This window comes from Pseudomonas sp. R2-60-08W, from assembly GCF_003852335.1.
Classification (GTDB): domain Bacteria; phylum Pseudomonadota; class Gammaproteobacteria; order Pseudomonadales; family Pseudomonadaceae; genus Aquipseudomonas.
The window spans coordinates 1,816,107-1,832,909 of sequence record NZ_CP027731.1 but is presented as its reverse complement, the minus strand read 5'-3'; the positions used below and the strand labels follow the sequence as shown (position 1 = coordinate 1,832,909).

The following is a 16,803-nucleotide window of genomic DNA, read 5'->3' as shown; positions in this document are numbered from 1 at the left end:
TTGCTGGAGCACAGAAAAATTTGAGGTGGTGCAAAACTAATGTGGGAGGGGGCTTGCTCCCGATGGCGGTGTGTCAGCCGAAAACTGGCTGGCTGACACACCGCTATCGGGAGCAAGCCCCCTCCCACAAGGGATTACATCAAGATGCAGAGTTATTTAGCGGTCCACTCAGCGACACGCTCAGGGTGCTTGGCCACCCAATCCTTGGCCGCTGCATCAGGCTTGGCGCCCTCCTGGATAGCGAGCATGACTTCACCGATTTCATCCTTGGAGGCCCACTGGAACTTCTTCAGGAAGGCCGCGACTTCCGGCGCTTTCTTCTCCAGGCCCTTGCTGCCAATGCTGTTGACGGTTTCAGCAGCACCATAAATTCCTTTTGGGTCATCCAGGAAACGCAGTTTCCACTTGGCAAACATCCAGTGCGGCACCCAACCGGTGACGGCGATGGATTCCTGCTTGTCTTCGGCGCGGGTCAGTTCGGCGATCATTGCGGCGCCCGAGCTGGCTTGCAGTTTGTAGTCGAGGCCGTATTGCTTGATGGCTTCGTCGGTCTTGAGCATCACGCCTGAACCGGCGTCGATGCCGACGATCTTGTTTTTAAACGTGGTGTCTGTCTTGAGGTCTTCGATGGACTTGGCCTTGACGTACTCCGGCACGATCAAGCCAATTTTTGCATCCTTGAAGTTGGGGCCGTAGTCGACCACTTTATCCTTGTTCTTGGTCCAGTATTCACCGTGAGTCACCGGCAGCCAGGCGGACAGCATGGCGTCGAGCTTGCCGGTGGCAACGCCCTGCCACATGATCCCGGTGGCGACCGCTTGCAGTTTGACGTCATAGCCGAGCTTCTGCTTGATCACTTCTGCCGCCACATGGGTGGTGGCAACGCTGTCGGACCAGCCGTCCACGTAACCGATGCTCAGGGTTTTGCTGTCGGCGCTGGCCAGTGTGGAGCCCATCGCAACTACCAGAGTGGCAGCTGCGCCCAAGAGTCGTCGCATCTTCATATGTACTTCCCCGAAAGTGCTGCGCCCGACGAATGCCGAGCGACGTCAACCTGTTGTTATACGGTGCACCGCGCCCCCTTCACGCGCATCGATCCGGTTGCTGAGGCATCAGTGGAGTACTGACAGTTTTATCATCAACCTGCGTAGGCCTTTGCCCTGCTCTGTCAGCGACCTTGGTTGAGCAAGAAACGACATCACATCGCCAGCAGACCACTTTGTAGGACTTGCCCACCTATTCCCGCCCGAACTTTGCATGTCAAAAGTATGCAGCCCCACTGGAACGCGACAATTACGGGTAAGATGCGCGCCTTTGCTCTCCCAGATAAGCCGACCATGCCCGCGACTGCCCGCCTCCCTGCCCTGCCCTATGTTTTCGCCTTGTTCATTGGCTTGCTTGCCCTCGTCGGCTACTGGTATGGCCTCGGCCGGCCGGTGGTGCTGCCGGATGTGGCGAGCGCCAGCCACAAGCTGCAATGCGCGTCCTATACGCCGTTCGACAAGGACCAGTCGCCGTTCGACCAGCCATTCCAGCTGCGCCCCGAGCGCATGGACGCCGACCTGGCCCTGCTGGCCACACGCTTTGAATGCATCCGCACCTATTCCATGACCGGCCTGGAAGCCTTGCCGGGCATGGCGCGCAAGCATGGCTTGAAGGTGATGGCAGGCGCCTGGGTCAGCAGTGACCCGGTAGCCACTCAAAAGGAAATCGAAGAGTTGATCACGGCAGCCAATGCCAACCCGGACGTAGTGACCTCGGTGATCGTCGGCAACGAAGCGCTGTTGCGCAAGGAAGTCACCGCCAAACAACTGGTGACGCTGATCCAAACGGTCAAGCGCCAGATCAAGCAGCCGGTCACCTACGCCGATGTGTGGGAGTTCTGGTTGCAGCATCCGGAAATTGCCCCGGCGGTGGATTTCCTGACCATCCACCTGCTGCCGTACTGGGAAGATGAGCCGTCCGGCATCGACCAGGCGCTCAAACACGTAGGCGATGTACGCCAGACCTTCGGCCACAAGTTCGCGCCCAAGGACATCCTGATCGGCGAAACCGGTTGGCCCAGTGAAGGCCGCCAGCGCGAAACCGCCTTGCCGAGCCGGGTCAACGAAGCCAAGTTCATGCGTGGTTTTGTCGCCATGGCCGAAGCCAATGGCTGGCGTTACAACCTGATCGAAGCCTTTGACCAGCCCTGGAAGCGCGCCAGTGAAGGCGCAGTGGGCGGTTATTGGGGCCTGTTCGATGCTGATCGCCAGGACAAGGGCACCCTCGCCGGGCCGGTCAGCAACGTACCGTACTGGCCGCTGTGGTTGGGCGTTGGTGGGATGATTCTGCTGGGTACATTGGTGTTGGGCGGGCGCGTGCGCACAACCCGCGCGGCCCTCGCACTGCCGCTGCTGGGTGCGATTGCCGCATGCTCCCTCGGCACCTGGGCCGAATTGACCCGCGTCACCGCGCGCTTTAATGATGAATGGGTGTGGGCCGGCTTGCTGGTGGTGTTGAACCTGCTGGTACTGGCCCACGCCGCCCTGGCACTCAGCGCCAGGGACGGCTGGCGTGAACGCGCATTCAACTGGCTGCAGCAACGTGCGGGCTGGCTGGTGGCGATTGCCGGCTTTGCCGGTGCGGTGATGATGCTGGCGCTGGTGTTCGACCCGCGTTATCGCAGCTTCCCCAGCGCGGCACTGGTGCTGCCGGCCCTGGTGTACCTGGTGCGCCCGGTGAGCGGGCCGCGTCGGGAGATTGCTTTGCTGGCCTTCATCATCGGTGCCGGCATTGCGCCGCAGCTGTTCCGGGAAGGTTTGTTGAATCAGCAGGCCTGGGGGTGGGCGGTGGTGAGTGTGATGATGGTTGCAGCTTTGTGGCGTTGCTTGCGGGTGCGCAAGTCCTAACACCGCCATCGGGGGCAAGCCCCCTCCCACATTTGACCGTATTCACAAATGGAAATGTGTGAACCCAATCAAGTGTGGAGGGGGCTTGCCCCCGATTGGCCCTATCAGGCGACGCGAGGCTTCCTGACCAACCGCAACCCTGCAATCACCACAGCAAACACTGCAAACGTGGTGTTGTACAACGCCAGGGCCGGCAACCCAAACACCAGCCCCAGCACCGCCAAGCTCCATCCCGCCCGGCCCGGTACGAAAAACCCCAGCACCGAGGTCACCAGCGCGGCCCAGCCCAGTACCTTGAAATGAATCATCAAGCCCAGGTTCGAACGCACCTGGCATTCCCAACGGCTGGCCTCATCCGCACAGATGCCGACCCACTGCCCGTCTTCCATGAAGCCGTAACGCGCGGCGTAACTGGCCGCCAACCATAACGGCAGGGCGATAAGCAGCAGGATCAACGGCAAACGACGGGACATGGGGCACTCCGATAGGCAAAAACGGCGCTCAGCTTAATCCCACGGGGGCCGTTAGCAAGGTGTCTGCGCAGATATCTGTTCATCAATGCGTGGCAAAGTGTATCTTCTGCCAGCTATTACTCCGATTCCGACGTTTTTTCCGACTTTTCGTGCCGAGGGCTGGCACTTCGGTGGCAACGCGGTGGTCATAGCCTGCGAATTTCATTCAGCACCTTTCCTCCTAGGGATTAAGTCATGCTCCGTTCCTTGCGCTGTGCTGCCTTGCTGGGCAGCCTTTTTTTGAGTGCGTCAGCACTGGCCGTCGATATCGACCAGGCCAGCTATGGCTACCCTTTGACGAACCCGTTCGAAGCGACCATTGCCACCACGCCGCCCGATCTTCGGCCAACCCTGCCGACTGACGACGAGATCAATCAATCCGACTACACCTTGAACATGCGCCCCGAGCGCGAGTTCAGCCTGCCGGACAACTTCTGGGCGGTGAAGAAACTCACCTACCGCATTGCCAAGCAGGACCGCGCCGCGCCGCTGATCTTCCTGATCGCCGGCACCGGTGCGCGGTTTGACAGCAGCATCAATGAATACCTGAAGAAACTGTATTACCAGGCCGGCTACCACGTGGTGCAGCTGTCGTCGCCGACCAGCTTTGACTTCATCAGCGCCGCGTCGCGCTTCGCCACTCCGGGTATCACCCAGGAAGACGCCGAAGACATGTACCGCGTGATGCAAGCCGTGCGCGCGCAGAACGCCTCGCTGCCGGTCACTGACTTCTACCTGACCGGCTACAGCCTGGGCGCCCTGGACGCGGCGTTTGTCAGCAAGCTCGACGAAACCCGTCGCAGCTTCAACTTCAAGAAAGTGCTGCTGCTCAACCCACCGGTCAACCTCTACACCTCGATCACCAACCTCGACAAGTTGGTACAGACCGAGGTCAAGGGCATCAACAACACCACCACCTTCTATGAGCTGGTGCTTAGCAAGCTGACCCGCTACTTCCAGCAAAAGGGCTACATCGACCTCAACGACGCCCTGCTCTACGACTTCCAGCAATCCAAGCAGCACCTGACCAACGAACAGATGGCCATGCTGATCGGCACCTCGTTTCGTTTCTCCGCTGCCGACATCGCCTTCACCTCGGACTTGATCAACCGTCGCGGCCTGATCATCCCGCCGAAATACCCGATCACCGAAGGCACCAGCCTCACGCCGTTCCTCAAGCGTGCCCTGCAGTGCGACTTCGACTGCTACCTCACCGAACAGGTGATCCCGATGTGGCGCGCCCGCTCCGACGGCGGCAGCCTGCTGCAACTGGTTGACCAGGTCAGCCTGTACGCGCTCAAGGACTACCTGCACGCCAGCCCGAAGATCGCCGTGATGCACAACGCCGACGACGTGATCCTCGGCCCGGGCGACCTGGGTTTCCTGCGTAAAACCTTCGGCGATCGCTTGACCGTCTACCCGCTGGGCGGCCACTGCGGCAACCTCAATTACCGCGTCAACGCCGACGCCATGCTGGAGTTCTTCCGTGGCTAAATATCTTCTGCTGCTTGCCGCACTGATGTGCGCGGGCGTGGCCAATGCCGACAACAGCAAGGCCCATGAACCGGTCAAGGTCGGTGCCGACGGTTTCAAGGAACCGTTGACCAAACTCAAGTTCAACGCCGGCCTGGACCAGCGTGAATTCGAGCGCTCGTCGCTGACCGCGCTCAACGTCTACGACCCCCTGGAGTCGTGGAACCGCCGCGTGTACCACTTCAACTATCGCTTCGACCAATGGGTGTTCCTGCCGGTGGTGGACGGTTACCGCTACGTCACGCCGAGCTTCCTGCGCACCGGCGTGAGCAATTTCTTCAACAACCTGGGCGACGTGCCCAACCTGTTGAACAGCCTGCTGCAACTCAAGGGCCATCGCTCCCTGGAGACCACCGGACGCCTGCTGGTCAACACCACCATCGGCATCGCCGGCCTGTGGGACCCGGCTACCGCCATGGGCCTGCCGCGCCAGAGCGAAGACTTCGGTCAGACCCTGGGCTTCTACGGTGTGCCGGGCGGCGCCTACGTCGTTTTGCCGATCTTCGGCCCGTCGAACCTGCGCGATACCGCAGGCTTGCTGGTGGACTACACCGCCGAGTCGCAGATCAACTTCCTCAACGTGTCCGAGGTCAGCTCCAACCACCCGGAAATCTGGGCCCTGCGCGCCGTGGACAAGCGCTACCAGACCAGCTTCCGCTACGGCCAGATGAACTCGCCGTTCGAGTATGAAAAGGTGCGCTATATCTACACGGAATCGCGCAAGTTGCAGATTGCCGAGTAAACAGCGCCCCTTACAAGATCGTTCCCACGCTCCGCGTGGGAATGCCACCCAGGACGCTCCGCGTCCCGCTTTCAGCGCAAAATCCAGCACCTGCGCAAGGGTGACGCGGAGCGTCAAGGGATGCATTCCCACGCGGAGCGAGGGAACGATCATCTCTCTCATACAAAAAAGGCCATTCGACTGAATGGCCTTTTTTGTGGGCGCTGTTTATGCCTTGAGCGCCTTCCAACCTCTGCCGACCAAGCTGACCACTGCCAGCACCAAAGCCCCGGCAATAACCCCCGCCACCGCATTCAGCAATGTCGGCATCAACCACGCCAGCGCCCCGGTGTTCTGGCTCACGGTTTCGATCCAGTGATGCACCACCGGCACGCCATGAGTCAGGATCCCGCCGCCGACCATGAACATCGCCGCCGTGCCGATCACCGACAGGCTTTTCATCATGTACGGTGCCGCACTCAAGATGGCGCCGCCAATACTGCGCGCCACTTGGCCCGGCTTCTGTGTCAGCCACAGCCCAAGGTCGTCGAGCTTGACGATACCCGCGACCAACCCGTAAACGCCTGCGGTCATGACAATGGCGATGCCCGACAGCACGATCACCTGCTGGGTAAGCTGCGCGTCAGCGACGATGCCCAGGGTGATGGCGATGATTTCGGCCGACAGAATGAAGTCGGTGCGAATCGCGCCTTTGATCTTGTCCTTTTCGAAGGCCACCAGGTCCGTCGCCGGGTCGGCCACCGCTTCGCTTAACTGCGCGTGATCGGCCTGGTCTTCTGCCTTGCTGTGCAGAAACTTGTGCGCGAGTTTTTCAAAACCTTCGAAGCACAGGTAAGCGCCGCCCAGCATCAACAACGGCGTCACCGCCCAGGGTGCAAACGCGCTGATCAGCAGCGCCGTCGGCACCAAGATCAACTTATTGACAAACGAGCCCTTGGCCACCGCCCACACCACGGGAATTTCGCGCTCGGCGCGCACCCCGGACACTTGCTGGGCGTTCAGCGCCAAGTCATCGCCGAGCACACCCGAAGTTTTCTTCGCCGCCATTTTTGTCATCAGTGCAACGTCATCGAGTACAGCGGCGATATCGTCGAGCAAAACCAACAAGCTGCTTCCTGCCATGAATCGGGTATCCGTAAAGTGAGAGATGGCGCGAGCATAGCGCGGCGCAACGCTTTGCGGGCACATTGTTGAGGCCCGCGGATAGCCGGTGCTACCATGCGCAACCGCCTGTCCTGGCAAGGAAGTTCCTGGTTTATGAGCACCATTCGCGAGCGCAACAAAGAAAAGATCCTGCGGGCGGCAAGCGAGGAGTTCGCCGACAAGGGCTTCGCCGCGACCAAAACCAGCGACATCGCCGCCAAGGCGGGGCTGCCCAAGCCCAACGTCTATTACTACTTCAAGTCCAAGGACAACCTCTACCGCGAGGTGCTCGAGAGCATTATCGAGCCGATCCTGGCCGCTTCCACGCCGTTCAACCCCGAGGGCGAGCCCAAGGAAGTGTTGAGCAACTATATCCGCTCGAAAATCCGCATCTCCCGCGACTTGCCGTTTGCCTCCAAGGTGTTCGCCAGCGAAATCATGCACGGCGCTCCCCACCTCAGTGCCGAGCAGGTCGAACAGCTCAATGCCCAGGCCAAGCACAATATCGACTGCATCCAGCATTGGGTGGAACGCGGCCTGATCGCGGCGATCGAGCCCAACCACTTGATGTTCAGCATCTGGGCCGCGACCCAGACCTATGCCGATTTCGACTGGCAGATTTCGGCGGTGACCGGCAAGGCCAAGCTGGATGAAGCGGATTATGAAGCGGCGGCGCAAACGATTATTCGGTTGGTGCTCAAGGGGTGTGAGCCGGACTGAAAGACCGCAGTGCCTGGGCTAATCGGGGGCAAGTCGAACCGTCGCACCGCCCCTCCCACACTTGATTGGGTTCACACATTTCTATCTGTGAATACAGTCAAATGTGGGAGGGGCGGTGCGACGGTTCGACTTGCCCCCGATGCTTTTCAAGATCACCCAAAGATCAAGCTGACACCCCCGCATCCGCCATCAACCCCACCCCCTCGATCGCCGTGATCGCGCACTGCTCATCAATATCCGACGTATCCCCGCTGATCCCGATCGCCCCCAGCACCACGCCGTCCTGATTTCGAATCAATACCCCACCCGGCGCCGGCACCACGCTGCCCTGGCCCAGGCTGTTCAGCGCCGCGATGAACGCCGGACGCTGCTGCGCATCCAGCGCCAGCAGCCGTGAACCTTTGCCCAGGGCAATCGCGCCCCAGGCTTTGCCGATGGCGATCTGCGGGCGCAGCAGGCTCGCCCCGTCTTCGCGTTGCAGGGTGACCAAGTGGCCGCCACTGTCGAGCACCGCGATGGTCAGTGGCGCGGCGGCAATGGTGCGGCCTGCGGCCAGGGCCTGGCTGGCCAGTTGGGTGGCAAGTTTCAAGGTTAAAGCGCTCATGGTGCCGTCCTTCTTTTGTTATTGGGAATACGTTGGAGCGTCTGTTTGATCAGATGCCGGATCAAACAAATAGAACACAATAGTATTTATTTTTGTATACAATATTTCCAGACAAAGCTTCCATACGTCGAAAAAAGTGATTCAGACGAACGCAAAGCTCAGTTTATGAAATGCATTGACCTACGCCGCTCGCCGTGAATACACTTTGTCCAGACACCACTTGTATACAATTACAAAACGCAAGAGGCACCAAAACCATGAGCAAAATGAGAGCAATCGAAGCCGCCGTCCTGGTGATGCGCCGTGAAGGGGTGGACACCGCCTTCGGTATCCCAGGCGCCGCGATCAACCCGTTGTATTCGGCCTTGCAGAAGGTGGGTGGCATCGATCACGTCCTTGCTCGCCACGTTGAAGGCGCCTCACACATGGCCGAGGGCTACACCCGCACCAAGGCCGGCAACATCGGCGTGTGCATCGGCACCTCGGGCCCGGCGGGCACCGATATGGTCACCGGCCTGTACAGCGCCTCGGCCGACTCGATCCCGATCCTGTGCATCACCGGGCAAGCGCCCCGTGCCCGCATGCACAAGGAAGACTTCCAGGCCGTGGACATCACCAGCATCGTCAAGCCGGTGACCAAGTGGGCGACCACCGTGCTCGAACCCGGCCAGGTGCCCTACGCGTTTCAGAAAGCCTTCTATGAAATGCGCTCCGGCCGTCCTGGCCCGGTGTTGATCGACCTGCCGTTCGACGTGCAGATGGCCGAAATCGAATTCGACATCGACGCCTACCAGCCGCTGCCCCTGGCCAAGCCATTGGCGACACGCATCCAGGTGGAAAAGGCCCTGGCCCTGCTCGACCAGGCCGAGCGCCCACTGCTGGTGAGCGGTGGCGGTGTGATCAACGCTGACGCCAGCGAGTTGCTGGTGGAATTCGCCGAGTTGACCGGCATTCCGGTGATCCCGACCCTGATGGGCTGGGGCACCATTCCCGACGATCACCCGCAGATGGTCGGCATGGTCGGCCTGCAAACCTCCCATCGCTATGGCAACGCGACCATGCTCAAGTCCGACGTGGTGCTGGGCATCGGCAACCGCTGGGCCAACCGCCACACCGGTTCGGTGGAGGTGTATACCGAGGGCCGCAAATTCATCCACGTCGACATCGAACCTACCCAGATTGGCCGCGTATTCACCCCAGACCTGGGCATCGTGTCCGACGCCGGCGCCGCGCTGACGATGTTCATTGAAGTCGCCCGCGAGTGGAAAGCCGCCGGCAAGCTCAAGGACCGCAGCGCCTGGCTCCATGATTGCCAGCAGCGCAAGGCCACCCTGCACCGCAAGACCCACTTCGACAACGTGCCCGTCAAGCCGCAACGGGTGTACGAAGAGATGAACCAGGTGTTCGGCAAAGACACCTGCTACGTGAGCACCATCGGCCTGTCGCAGATCGCCGGCGCGCAGTTTCTGCATGTGTATAAGCCACGCCACTGGATCAACTGCGGCCAGGCCGGGCCCTTGGGCTGGACGATTCCGGCGGCGCTCGGGGTGGTCAAGGCCGACCCAAGCCGCAAAGTGGTGGCCCTGTCGGGCGACTACGACTTCCAGTTCATGATCGAAGAGCTGGCCGTGGGTGCGCAATTCAAGCTGCCGTATATCCACGTGGTGGTGAACAATTCCTACCTTGGCCTGATCCGCCAGGCGCAACGCGGCTTTGAAATGGACTACTGCGTGCAGCTGTCTTTCGACAACCTCAACGCACCCGAACTCAACGGCTATGGCGTGGACCACGTCGCGGTTGCCGAAGGCCTGGGTTGCAAGGCGTTGCGCGTGTTCGAGCCGAGCCAGATCCAGCCGGCGCTGCGCCGCGCTCAGGAAATGATTGAAGAATTCAAGGTGCCGGTGATCGTTGAGATTATTCTGGAGCGCGTGACCAATATTTCCATGGGCACCGAGATCAACGCCGTCAACGAATTCGAAGACCTGGCCCTGGTCGGCAACGACGCACCGACCGCCATTTCCCTGCTCGATTAAGGAGAACCCTATGCCGCGCTTTGCCGCCAACCTGTCCATGCTGTTTACCGAGCAGGATTTCCTTTCCCGCTTCAAAGCGGCCGCCGATGCCGGCTTCGAAGGGGTGGAGTACCTGTTCCCGTACGAATTCAGCTCAGCTGAGATCAAGGCGCAGCTCGACGCCAACGGCCTGACCCAGGTGCTGTTCAACCTGCCGGCCGGCGACTGGGCCAAAGGCGAACGCGGCCTGGCCTGCCACCCCGACCGGGTCGAAGAATTCCGCGCCGGGGTCAAGCTGGCTATCGCCTACGCCCAGGTGCTGGGCAATACCCAGGTCAATTGCCTGGCGGGCATCCGGCCGCAAGGCGTGGATGACGAAACCATTGAGAAAACCTTCGTCGCCAACCTCAAGTACGCCGCCGACAAATTGCAGGCAGCGGGTATCAAGCTGGTGATGGAGATGATCAACACCCGCGACATTCCGGGTTTCTACCTCAACAATACCGCGCAGGCTCTGTCGATCCGCGAGCAGGTGGGCAGTGACAACCTGTTCCTGCAATACGACATCTATCACATGCAAATCATGGAGGGCGATCTGGCCCGCACCCTGGCCACGCGCTTGGGTGTGATCAACCACATTCAACTGGCCGACAACCCAGGGCGCAACGAGCCGGGCACCGGTGAGATCAACTACCGCTTCCTGTTCGAGCACCTGGACCGCATCGGTTACACCGGATGGGTCGGCTGTGAGTACAAGCCGCTGACCACCACCGAAGCGGGGCTTGGCTGGCTCAAAAGCCACAACGCCATCTGACAGACACAACACCAAACAATGTGGGAGGGGGCTTGCTCCCGATAGCAATGTTTCATTCGAAAGGTGTGTCGACTGATGCACCGCTATCGGGAGCAAGCCCCCTCCCACATTGGCTTGGCAGCGTCTAAAAGACCGCGCCATATCTAATAAAAAAGAGGACTTTCATCATGGCTAAAATCGGATTTATCGGCACCGGCATCATGGGCCAACCCATGGCCGCGAACCTGCAGAAAGCAGGTCACCAACTGTTTCTCTCCGAACATCATGGCAAGGCCCCGGCTGAACTGATCAGCGCCGGCGCGGTGGCCTTGGCCACCCCCCAGCAAGTCGCCCAGGAAGCCGAGTTCATCATCGTCATGGTGCCCGACACCCCGCAGGTCGAGGACGTGCTGTTGCGCGCCGACGGCGTGGCCGCCGGCCTGTCGCCGAACAAGGTGGTGATCGACATGAGCTCGATCTCCCCCACCGCCACCAAGGCGTTCGCTGCGAAAATCAACGAGACCGGCGCGCAGTACCTGGATGCCCCGGTGTCCGGTGGTGAAGTCGGCGCCAAGGCCGGCACCCTGAGCATCATGGTCGGCGGCGAACCGCAGACCTTCGAGCGCGCGCTGCCGCTGTTCCAGGCGATGGGCAAGAACATCACCCTGGTAGGCGGTAACGGGGATGGCCAGACCGCCAAGGTCGCCAACCAGATCATCGTGGCCCTGAATATCCAGGCGGTGGCCGAAGCGCTGCTGTTCGCCTCGAAAAACGGCGCCGACCCGGCCAAGGTGCGTGAAGCGCTGATGGGCGGCTTTGCCTCGTCGAAGATCCTGGAAGTGCATGGCGAACGCATGATCAAGGGCACCTTTGATCCAGGCTTTCGTATCAACCTGCACCAGAAGGACTTGAACCTGGCCCTGGCCGGGGCGAAAGAGTTAGGGATCAACTTGCCGAACACCGCCGGCACCCAGCAAGTGTTCAGCACCTGCGCGGCGCTTGGCGGCGGTAACTGGGACCATTCGGCATTGATCAAGGGGTTGGAGCATATGGCGAATTTCTCGATTCGCGATAAATAACCCACACCACTCTCCCCTGTTGAAATGCATTCAAAGGTGGGAGGGGGCTTGCTCCCGATTGCGGTGTGTCAGGTTATGGATGAGGTGACTGAAACACTGCTATCGGGGGCAAGCCACCTCCCACATTTGGCCCTCATTTCATCGTTGGATTGTTGCACCTCTAATAACAAGAATTTCCCCCGGAGCCCGCTTATGTCGGTCGATCCGCAACACCTGCTTCGCGAGCTGTTTGCCACAGCCATCGACGCCGCCCATCCCCGGCAAGTCCTTGAACCTTACCTGCCCGCCGACCGCAGCGGCCGGGTGATCGTGATCGGCGCCGGCAAGGCCGCAGCCGCCATGGCGCTGGTTGTGGAGGACTGCTGGCAGGGCGAGGTTCGCGGCCTGGTCGTCACCCGCTACGGCCATGGTGCGCCGTGCCAGAAAATCGAAGTGGTCGAGGCCGCCCATCCCGTGCCCGACGCTGCCGGCCTCGCCGTGGCCAAGCGCGTGCTGGACCTGATCAGCCATCTGACCGAAGACGACCGCGTGATTTTCCTGCTCTCCGGCGGCGGTTCCGCGTTGCTCGCCCTGCCCGCCGAAGGCATCACCCTGGCCGACAAGCAAAGCATCAACAAAGCCCTGCTCAAGTCCGGCGCCACCATTGGCGAGATGAATTGCGTGCGCAAGCACCTCTCGGCGATCAAGGGCGGGCGGTTGGCCAAGGCCGCGTGGCCGGCCACGGTCTATACCTACGCGATTTCCGATGTACCGGGCGACCAGGCCACGGTGATCGCCTCCGGCCCCACGGTCGGCGACCCGAGCACTTCGCAACAGGCCCTGGCAATTCTCAAGCGCTACGGCATCGACGTGCCCGCCTCGGTGCGCAACTGGTTGCAGGACCCTGCGTCGGAGACCGTCAAGCCTGGTGACCCGCTGCTCGCCCGCAGCCACTTCCAGTTGATCGCCCGGCCGCAGCAATCCCTGGAAGCGGTGGCGGTAAAAGTACGCCAGGCCGGGTTCAGCCCGCTGATCCTCGGCGACCTCGAAGGTGAAGCACGCGACGTGGCCAAGGTGCACGCCGGCATTGCCCGGCAAATCGTGCAGCACGGCCAGCCATTAGCGGCGCCGTGCGTGATTCTCTCCGGCGGCGAAACCACCGTCACCGTGCGCGGCAATGGCCGTGGCGGGCGCAACGCGGAGTTTCTGCTCAGCCTCACCGACAGCCTCAAGGGCTTGCCCGGCGTCTACGCCCTGGCCGGCGATACCGATGGCATCGACGGCTCGGAAGACAACGCCGGCGCGATCATGACCCCGTGCAGCTACCGCCGCGCCGAAGCCTTGGGCCTGAGCGCAAGCGACGAGCTGCACAGCAACAACGGCTACGGTTATTTCGCCGCGCTCGACGGGCTGATAGTCACCGAGCCGACCCGCACCAACGTCAACGACTTCCGCGCCATCCTGATCCTCGAGACTGCCAAACATGACGCCTGACAAGAAGGTCAAAATCCTCGCCACCCTGGGCCCGGCCACCGATGGGATCGATGACATCCGCGAGCTGGTGGAAGCCGGGGTGAATATCTTTCGTCTCAACTTCAGCCATGGCGACCACGCCGATCACGCGCAGCGCTACCAGTGGATTCGCCAGGTGGAGCGCCAGTTGAACTATCCGCTGGGCATCCTCATGGACCTGCAAGGGCCCAAGCTGCGCGTCGGGCGCTTTGCCGAGGGCAAGGTGCAACTGGTGCGTGGCCAGGCGCTGCGCCTGGACCTGGATGAAACACCGGGCGATCAGCGTCGGGTCAACCTGCCCCATCCGGAAATCATCGCGGCACTGGAGCCGGGCATGGAGCTGTTGCTGGACGACGGCAAGCTGCGCCTGCGCGTGCTCACCAAGCATGCCGATGCCATCGACACCACCGTGCTCAATGGCGGCGAGCTGTCCGATCGCAAAGGTGTGAACGTGCCGCAGGCGCTGTTGGAACTCAGCCCGCTCACCGCCAAGGACCGTCGCGACTTGGCGTTCGGCCTGGAATTGGGCGTGGACTGGGTGGCGCTGTCGTTCGTGCAGCGCCCGGAAGATATCCGCGAAGCCCGCGAGCTGATCGGCGACAGGGCGTTCCTGATGGCCAAGATCGAGAAGCCCTCGGCGGTGCAACGGCTGCGGGAAATCGCCGAATTGAGCGACGCGATCATGGTGGCCCGCGGCGACCTGGGCGTGGAAGTGCCGGCCGAAAGCGTGCCGCAGATCCAGAAGGACATCATTAAAACCTGCCGCCAATTGGGTAAGCCGGTGGTGGTGGCGACACAGATGCTCGAGTCCATGCGCTTTTCCCCGGCGCCGACCCGCGCCGAAGTCACCGACGTGGCCAATGCGGTGGCAGAAGGCGCGGACGCGGTGATGCTGTCGGCGGAAACCGCGTCGGGCGAGTACCCGCTGGAAGCCGTGCAGATGATGAGCAAGATTATCCGCCAAGTTGAAAACGGCCCGGACTATCAGGCCCAGCTGGATGTCAGCCGGCCCGGGGCGGACGCCACGGTGTCGGACGCCATCAGCTGTGCGATCCGGCGTATCAGCAGCATCCTGCCGGTGGCGGTGCTGGTGAACTACAGCGAGTCGGGCGCCTCCAGCCTGCGCGCGGCCAGAGAGCGGCCGGTGGCGCCGATCCTCAACCTCACGCCGAACCTGTCCACGGCGCGGCGTTTGAGCGTGGCGTGGGGGGTGCACTCGGTGGTCAACGATCGGCTGCGCCAGGTGGATGAGGTGTGTTCCACCGCATTGGAGATCGCCCAGGCCCAAGGGATGGCGCAACGCGGGGATACGCTGGTGATTACCGCCGGGGTGCCGTTTGGGCAGTTGGGGTCGACCAACTCGCTGCGTATCGAAACCCTACTGTAGGAGCGAGCTTGCTCGCGAAGAACGTCAACGATGACGCAGGCATTCTGAATGCACGCGGCGCCCTTAGGTTTTTCGCGAGCAAGCTCGCTCCTACAGGGAGCTGCCATGCACAACTCCACCTGCCCCGACTGGGCCGAAGCCCTGCTCAACGGCTTCAGCCAGATTTTTCTCCAGCGCCATCCACTGTGCGGCCTGCTGTGCCTGCTGGCGATCCTGATCGGCGCCCCGGCGTTGCTCGGCGGCGCCTTGCTGGGCGGCGTCGCGGGTTTGCTCACGGCCCAGCGCCGGGGCTACCCCAAGGCCGAACGCCAGGCCGGGCTGTATAGCTACAACGGCGTCTTGCTGGGCTTGTTGATCAGCCAGCACTTCGCCTGGTCGGCCCTGGTGCCGCCGCTGATCCTGGCGTGCGGCGGCGTGAGCGCGATGCTGGTGCGACAGTGGTTGAAACTGGCCTCGCACCCCCAGGACCTACCCGCCTACACCGCACCCTTTGTCGGCCTGGGCTGGTTGTTGCTGGGCACCATGGCGCCCGCTACCTTGGCCCTGATCGAGCCCGATACCCTGACGGTACTCGCTGCGCCGTTCACCGGCCTGGCGCAAGTGCTGCTATTGGACCAGCCCCTGGCCGGGGCCTTGATCGCCGTCGGCGTGCTACTGGCTGACCGCCGCGCCGCCGTGTGGGCACTGCTCGGCGCCATCGCCGGCGTACTGGTCGCCTTGCTGCTGGGCGAAACCAGCGGCGCCCTGCTCGGCCTGCACAGCTACAACCCGGCGCTCGCCGCCCTGGCGCTGAGCCAGGCACGGCGCCAACCCTGGCTGCCGCTGCTCGGCATCGGGCTGGCCATTCTGCTCACCCCAGGGTTTGCCGCGCTGCACCTGCCGGCGCTGACCGCGCCGTTCATTCTCAGCTGCTGGCTGGTGCGCGCCAGCCAGCGAATGCTGCGCACACCGCGCATGGACAGGCCGTTCGAATCCCCCTAGGCTTTGCCGATATTCACCTCAGGCGGACTTATGGACAGCAACAACGACTGGCGCCAGCGGCTCTACGTCATGGTTTTTCAAAGCGACACCGTCGCCGGGCGGCGCTTTGACGGCATCCTGTTGTTGATCATCCTCGCCAGCCTGGTGATCGTGATGCTCGACAGCATCGACCAGATCCACCAGAACTACGCCGACGTGCTGGCGTATATCGAGTGGGGCTTCACCCTCATCTTCCTGATCGAGTACGGCCTGCGGCTTTACTGCTCGCCCAAGCCATTGCGCTATGCGTTCAGCTTTTATGGCCTGGTGGATCTGCTCGCCATCGTCCCCGGCATCCTCGCGTTGTACTACAGCGACGCGCAGTACCTGCTGATTATCCGCATCATCCGCATGCTGCGGATCTTCCGCGTACTCAAGCTGAGCCCCTACCTCAAGCAGGCCAACTACCTGATGGCGGCGCTGCGCGGCAGCAAGCAGAAGATCGTGGTGTTCCTGGTGAGCGTGTGCACCCTGGTGACGGTGTTCGGCACCTTGATGTACGTGATCGAGGGCCCGGAACACGGGTTTACCAGCATTCCCAAGGGCATCTATTGGGCGATCGTGACGCTCACCACCGTGGGCTTTGGCGACATCGTGCCCAAGACTCCCCTGGGCCAAGTGATTTCCTCGCTGGTGATGATCACCGGTTACTCGATCATTGCCGTGCCCACCGGGATATTCACCGCAGAACTGGCGAGCGCCATGCGCGGTGAGCAGCTGCAAACTGACTGCCCGGTGTGCAGGAAGAACAGCCACGAGCCGAATGCGGCGTTTTGCTCACGCTGTGGCAGCAATCTCTTTAAGAAAGTGGAATAAGCAAAGTTCTTTTTAATCTTTAAGCGACTATGCGGCCCCGGCTATAGTCGCTGGCATTGT

At 61.6% G+C, this 16,803-nt stretch carries 15 protein-coding genes and 1 pseudogene; 12 read left to right on the top strand and 4 right to left on the bottom strand.

All coding sequences use genetic code 11. From position 1 onward, the window contains the following. Nucleotides 1–152 precede the first annotated feature (152 nt). A complete protein-coding gene (locus C4J90_RS08390) occupies nt 153–1,004 on the bottom strand; it encodes a glycine betaine ABC transporter substrate-binding protein (protein WP_003233255.1) in 852 nt (283 codons plus the stop codon). Nucleotides 1,005–1,337: 333 nt separating this feature from the next. On the opposite strand from C4J90_RS08390, the gene C4J90_RS08385 reads away from it, so the two are divergent. After that, nucleotides 1,338–2,891, top strand: a complete 1,554-nt coding sequence (locus C4J90_RS08385) for a glycosyl hydrolase family 17 protein (RefSeq protein WP_124419602.1) — start codon at nt 1,338–1,340, stop codon at nt 2,889–2,891. A gap of 104 nt (nt 2,892–2,995) precedes the next feature. On the opposite strand, the gene C4J90_RS08380 is transcribed toward C4J90_RS08385, so the two are convergent. After that, nucleotides 2,996–3,364 carry a hypothetical protein gene (locus C4J90_RS08380; RefSeq protein WP_124419601.1) on the bottom strand — a complete coding sequence of 123 codons (369 nt, stop codon included), beginning with the start codon at nt 3,362–3,364 and terminating at the stop codon, nt 2,996–2,998. Between the two features lie 234 nt (nt 3,365–3,598). Here C4J90_RS08380 and C4J90_RS08375 point away from each other — a divergent pair, with 234 nt between their 5' ends. Next, nucleotides 3,599–4,897: a serine/threonine protein kinase gene (locus C4J90_RS08375; protein WP_057722697.1), complete on the top strand. Its 1,299-nt coding sequence runs from the start codon at nt 3,599–3,601 to the stop codon at nt 4,895–4,897. Further along, nucleotides 4,890–5,678 carry a VacJ family lipoprotein gene (locus C4J90_RS08370; RefSeq protein WP_124361970.1) on the top strand — a complete coding sequence of 263 codons (789 nt, stop codon included), beginning with the start codon at nt 4,890–4,892 and terminating at the stop codon, nt 5,676–5,678. The genes C4J90_RS08375 and C4J90_RS08370 overlap by 8 nt, the downstream gene beginning before the upstream one ends. Nucleotides 5,679–5,885: 207 nt before the next feature. On the opposite strand, the gene C4J90_RS08360 is transcribed toward C4J90_RS08370, so the two are convergent. Then, entirely contained in the window at nt 5,886–6,800 is a 915-nt protein-coding gene (locus C4J90_RS08360) for a DUF808 domain-containing protein (RefSeq protein ID WP_124419600.1), read from the bottom strand. A gap of 135 nt (nt 6,801–6,935) precedes the next feature. Between C4J90_RS08360 and C4J90_RS08355 the strand changes: the two genes are divergently transcribed. After that, nucleotides 6,936–7,541 (top strand): TetR/AcrR family transcriptional regulator, encoded by a 606-nt coding sequence (locus C4J90_RS08355; RefSeq protein ID WP_124361967.1) that lies wholly within the window; start codon nt 6,936–6,938, stop codon nt 7,539–7,541. A 163-nt stretch (nt 7,542–7,704) separates the two neighbouring features. On the opposite strand, the gene C4J90_RS08350 is transcribed toward C4J90_RS08355, so the two are convergent. Continuing rightward, entirely contained in the window at nt 7,705–8,145 is a 441-nt protein-coding gene (locus C4J90_RS08350; RefSeq protein WP_124403553.1) for a heme-binding protein, read from the bottom strand. A gap of 257 nt (nt 8,146–8,402) precedes the next feature. Between C4J90_RS08350 and gcl the strand changes: the two genes are divergently transcribed. The 8 genes and pseudogenes from gcl to C4J90_RS08315 all read left to right on the top strand — a co-directional run bounded on the left by gcl (nt 8,403) and on the right by C4J90_RS08315 (nt 16,743). Continuing rightward, entirely contained in the window at nt 8,403–10,178 is a 1,776-nt protein-coding gene (gene gcl, locus C4J90_RS08345) for a glyoxylate carboligase (RefSeq protein WP_124406717.1), read from the top strand. A gap of 10 nt (nt 10,179–10,188) precedes the next feature. Continuing rightward, nucleotides 10,189–10,971 (top strand): hydroxypyruvate isomerase, encoded by a 783-nt coding sequence (hyi, locus tag C4J90_RS08340; protein WP_124419599.1) that lies wholly within the window; start codon nt 10,189–10,191, stop codon nt 10,969–10,971. Nucleotides 10,972–11,138: 167 nt separating this feature from the next. Continuing rightward, complete coding sequence (locus C4J90_RS08335; protein ID WP_124419598.1) at nt 11,139–12,029, top strand: 2-hydroxy-3-oxopropionate reductase; 891 nt, start codon at nt 11,139–11,141, stop codon at nt 12,027–12,029. Nucleotides 12,030–12,221: 192 nt separating this feature from the next. Beyond that, nucleotides 12,222–13,502, top strand: coding sequence for a glycerate kinase (locus C4J90_RS08330; RefSeq protein WP_124419597.1), 1,281 nt, complete (start codon nt 12,222–12,224; stop codon nt 13,500–13,502). Further along, nucleotides 13,492–14,907 carry a pyruvate kinase gene (gene pyk, locus C4J90_RS08325; protein ID WP_124419596.1) on the top strand — a complete coding sequence of 472 codons (1,416 nt, stop codon included), beginning with the start codon at nt 13,492–13,494 and terminating at the stop codon, nt 14,905–14,907. The genes C4J90_RS08330 and pyk overlap by 11 nt, the downstream gene beginning before the upstream one ends. A gap of 8 nt (nt 14,908–14,915) precedes the next feature. Beyond that, nucleotides 14,916–15,011: pseudogene (locus tag C4J90_RS27020) on the top strand (outer membrane lipoprotein carrier protein LolA); the annotation flags it as partial. A 1-nt stretch (nt 15,012) separates the two neighbouring features. Next, a complete protein-coding gene (locus C4J90_RS08320) occupies nt 15,013–15,888 on the top strand; it encodes an urea transporter (RefSeq protein ID WP_124419595.1) in 876 nt (291 codons plus the stop codon). A gap of 30 nt (nt 15,889–15,918) precedes the next feature. Continuing rightward, nucleotides 15,919–16,743 carry an ion transporter gene (locus tag C4J90_RS08315; RefSeq protein WP_124419594.1) on the top strand — a complete coding sequence of 275 codons (825 nt, stop codon included), beginning with the start codon at nt 15,919–15,921 and terminating at the stop codon, nt 16,741–16,743. The last annotated feature ends 60 nt before the right edge of the window (nt 16,744–16,803 follow it).

What these genes read in the sequence shown, in the direction of transcription:
- C4J90_RS08390 (WP_003233255.1), bottom strand. Translation starts at nt 1,004, where the DNA reads ATGAAGATGCGACGACTCTTGGGCGCAGCTGCCACTCTGGTAGTTGCG.
- C4J90_RS08385 (WP_124419602.1), top strand. Translation starts at nt 1,338, where the DNA reads ATGCCCGCGACTGCCCGCCTCCCTGCCCTGCCCTATGTTTTCGCCTTG.
- C4J90_RS08380 (WP_124419601.1), bottom strand. Translation starts at nt 3,364, where the DNA reads ATGTCCCGTCGTTTGCCGTTGATCCTGCTGCTTATCGCCCTGCCGTTA.
- C4J90_RS08375 (WP_057722697.1), top strand. Translation starts at nt 3,599, where the DNA reads ATGCTCCGTTCCTTGCGCTGTGCTGCCTTGCTGGGCAGCCTTTTTTTG.
- C4J90_RS08360 (WP_124419600.1), bottom strand. Translation starts at nt 6,800, where the DNA reads ATGGCAGGAAGCAGCTTGTTGGTTTTGCTCGACGATATCGCCGCTGTA.
- C4J90_RS08355 (WP_124361967.1), top strand. Translation starts at nt 6,936, where the DNA reads ATGAGCACCATTCGCGAGCGCAACAAAGAAAAGATCCTGCGGGCGGCA.
- C4J90_RS08350 (WP_124403553.1), bottom strand. Translation starts at nt 8,145, where the DNA reads ATGAGCGCTTTAACCTTGAAACTTGCCACCCAACTGGCCAGCCAGGCC.
- gcl (WP_124406717.1), top strand. Translation starts at nt 8,403, where the DNA reads ATGAGCAAAATGAGAGCAATCGAAGCCGCCGTCCTGGTGATGCGCCGT.
- hyi (WP_124419599.1), top strand. Translation starts at nt 10,189, where the DNA reads ATGCCGCGCTTTGCCGCCAACCTGTCCATGCTGTTTACCGAGCAGGAT.
- C4J90_RS08335 (WP_124419598.1), top strand. Translation starts at nt 11,139, where the DNA reads ATGGCTAAAATCGGATTTATCGGCACCGGCATCATGGGCCAACCCATG.
- C4J90_RS08330 (WP_124419597.1), top strand. Translation starts at nt 12,222, where the DNA reads ATGTCGGTCGATCCGCAACACCTGCTTCGCGAGCTGTTTGCCACAGCC.
- pyk (WP_124419596.1), top strand. Translation starts at nt 13,492, where the DNA reads ATGACGCCTGACAAGAAGGTCAAAATCCTCGCCACCCTGGGCCCGGCC.
- C4J90_RS08320 (WP_124419595.1), top strand. Translation starts at nt 15,013, where the DNA reads ATGCACAACTCCACCTGCCCCGACTGGGCCGAAGCCCTGCTCAACGGC.
- C4J90_RS08315 (WP_124419594.1), top strand. Translation starts at nt 15,919, where the DNA reads ATGGACAGCAACAACGACTGGCGCCAGCGGCTCTACGTCATGGTTTTT.